Source organism: Bradyrhizobium sp., from assembly GCF_049581145.1.
In the GTDB taxonomy this organism is placed as follows: Bacteria; Pseudomonadota; Alphaproteobacteria; order Rhizobiales; family Xanthobacteraceae; genus Bradyrhizobium.
The window spans coordinates 1-2,875 of record NZ_JBAURI010000968.1; the positions used below are offsets into that span (position 1 = coordinate 1).

A 2,875-nucleotide genomic window follows, 5' to 3' on the forward strand; every position below is an offset into this window, starting at 1 on the left:
GGCCGATGGTGCCTTGCGGGGTTTCGCCGGGCTGGATGACGCGCGCCGACATCCCGAGCGCCCAGGCCGAGGCATTGACCAGGAAGGCGCTGGATCTGGTCTCGTGGTGGAGAAAATCGCCTTCGCCGAGCCGGTCCTCGATGAACTGGTCGGCGGTGCGCGCATCCGGCACCCGCAACAGCGCCTCGGCGAGCACCATCAGCGCCAGGCCTTCCCTGGTGGTCAGCGCGAACTCGCGCAGCAATTCCTCGACGCCGCCGAGCCGATCGTCGTTGGCCCTGATGGCCTCGATCAGCCGCGTGGCGGTGCGGTCGATGCGCTGCTCCTGCTCATCGTTCAGGCGCGCGGTCGCGAGTAGGCCCGCCGCCATGACGCGATCGTCCGGCGTATAGGCCGCCGAGAATGGCGGAGGGGTCGGCGCATCGCAGGTCATGGCGTGCCTTTGATTCCGGTATTTTACCACGCAACCGGCTTGGCACGAAAATGCCTATGCATACGCAAGAGCGGTGTGCGCTCCTGCGGACCAGTAACCTCGGGAATGTATTCGGGTGGGCGCCCTGCCTCGCGCTAAACCTTGAGGTTCTCGGCCGAAGTCTTGCCGCGATTTGCGATCTCGTCGTATTCGATCGTCTGCCCTTCGTTAAGGCTGGAAAGACCCGCTTTCTGTACCGCGGAAATATGCACGAACACGTCCTTGCCGCCCGATGAAGGCTGGATGAACCCGTAACCCTTGGTCGGGTTGAACCACTTGACCGTACCTTTAGCCATCCGTCGTCTCCGCGGGACGAAACAACAAAACGAACCACCGGTCCCCGCAAACCGGCAACGTCCGGTCAAACAGGATACGACGGTTGCGGCGGACGTGGTAGCTCAAACAACGGCCGGGATTGCTGCCGAAATGATCGATATACGGGCGCAGCCAAGATTTTTGCCGGCTTCGCGATGATTTGACCGGCGCGCCCGCTGATCTCTCGCGCAGTGTGCAGTGCAACAGAATCGGCCGAGGCCCAAAAATTCTGTGAATGAATGCCGGGTTGTGAACGAGATCATACTCCCGGCATGGCCGCGGCGGGCGCGAGCGGCTGAGCCGCAACGGTCTCCTCCGCATCGAGCAGCGCAGCCAACAGCTTGGTTTCCGCGACGAACCGGACCACCATCGGCTCGTCGCGGCCGCGGATCACGACCTCCTGCCGCGGCAGGTCGCCCTCCGAGAGTCCGGCGGACAGCCGGACCTCGTCCGAGACCAGGGCTTCGCAACGAAGCGCCTTGGTCATGTCCTGCAGCCGCGCAGCGACGTTGACGGCGTCGCCGAGCGCGGTGAACACCATGTGGTCGCGATAGCCGATGTCGCCGACGATGACCTCGCCGCCGTGAATGCCGATGCCGAAGCGGATCGGCTCCTTCAGATCGTGACTGAGGAATTGGTTCAATTCCGCGATATTGGCCGCGATCAGGGCCGCCGCCCGCAGCGCCTGGCGGCTCGCCGTCTGCGCGCCTGCGGCAAGCCCGAACAGCGCCAGCATGCCGTCGCCGATGAATTGATTGGGCCGGCCGCCGCAATCGACCACCGCCTGCGACACCGCGGCCAGGAAGCGATTGACCACGAACACGGTGTCGAACGGCAACAGTTTTTCCGCGAGCCGGGTCGAGCCGCGCATGTCGACAAACAGGCTGACGAGATGGCGCTCCTCGCCGATGCGAGCCGGGTGCGAAGCATGGGTGTCGGCCGATACGGCGCTCGGGATGAAGAGCTGGAAGAACGACAGGTCGGCGGTCGGCCGCAACTGGCAGGCCAGCCGGATCGACGGATCGCTGGTGCCGACCCGAGCCAGCACGAAGGCCTCGCGCGGCGACGGCTCGGGCAATCCGCTGCAATCGCCGATCACGCGAATCCGGCAGGTCGAGCAGCGCGCGCGGCCGCCGCAGACCGAGGCATGCGGGACATTGGCGCGCAGGCTGGCCTCGAGCACACTCAAGCCCTTAGGAATCCGGACGGTACGGCCATTGCCATAGGACAGGTTGACCATGCCGCGCCGGCGCTCGAGCAGCACGCGCGCGCCGCGCGCCAGCACGACGATTCCGATCAGGCCGAGATAGAAGGTCAGGAAATCATCGACGATGTCGCCGAGCGTGTCCTGCTCGGCCTTGGTCCCCATCTGGTGCTCCGACAGATTGGCGGCGCGCCATTGCGGATTCTCGCTGTCGGCGATCACGCTCCGCCCGGCCTGATAGAGGCCAAGCAGCGCCAGCGTCGGGATCAGGATCGCGGCAGCGAGCAGAAAGGGCGCGGTCCGTGCATAGAACGCCTTCATCCGGAGCCAGAAGTGCAGGCCGATGCAGCCATGCGTCCAGGCGATCAGCAGCACCGCGAACATCTGCCACATTTTGGCGGGGTGCGCGACCCAGAAGGAATAGATCTCCTGCGGGTAGAGCTTCTCCTGCCCGAACAGGCTCTGGCCAAGCCGCGCGCCGACGACATGCGCGACCACGAGCACGGGGATGCTCAAGCCCAGCGCAAGCTGCAGCGGCTCGATCGCGATCCGGCTGAATTGCCGGCGCTGGTAGAGCGCCCAGATGCCAAGGCCGCCGTGCAGCAGCGCCGCCGTGTAGAAGACGATCGCGACCGGCAGGAAATGCCAGAACAGCACATGGTAGCGAACGCCCGCAGCCAGCGCATCCAGCGAGATGTTGCCCAGCGCATGGTTGAGGAAGTGGCTGATCAGGTAGCTGAACAGCACCAGTCCGCAGGCCAGCCGGACCTGGCGCACGCCGATGCCGCGGATGATGTTCGTTGGATTTTCACGAGAAAGATCGGCCATGTGCTGCATCAAACAATGATCTGGAATGGCAAGGTTCAATTCCTCGACGGAACGGC

General features: G+C 64.8%; 2 protein-coding genes and 1 pseudogene. All 3 read right to left on the minus strand.

Annotation, left to right across the window (positions count from 1 at the left end):
- Positions 1–433: pseudogene (locus WCB02_RS31590) on the minus strand (bifunctional proline dehydrogenase/L-glutamate gamma-semialdehyde dehydrogenase); the annotation flags it as partial.
- 134 nt (positions 434–567) lie between these two features.
- A complete protein-coding gene (locus tag WCB02_RS31595) occupies positions 568–768 on the minus strand; it encodes a cold-shock protein (RefSeq protein WP_423964348.1) in 201 nt (66 codons plus the stop codon).
- 278 nt (positions 769–1,046) lie between these two features.
- The gene (locus WCB02_RS31600; RefSeq protein ID WP_423964351.1) at positions 1,047–2,819 is read right to left on the minus strand and encodes an adenylate/guanylate cyclase domain-containing protein; all 1,773 of its coding nucleotides are present in this window, start codon (positions 2,817–2,819) and stop codon (positions 1,047–1,049) included.
- Positions 2,820–2,875: the final 56 nt, after the last annotated feature.

Excerpts from the sequence above, each read along its gene's own strand:
- WCB02_RS31595 (WP_423964348.1), bottom strand. The coding sequence starts at position 768 with ATGGCTAAAGGTACGGTCAAGTGGTTCAACCCGACCAAGGGTTACGGG.
- WCB02_RS31600 (WP_423964351.1), bottom strand. The coding sequence starts at position 2,819 with ATGGCCGATCTTTCTCGTGAAAATCCAACGAACATCATCCGCGGCATC.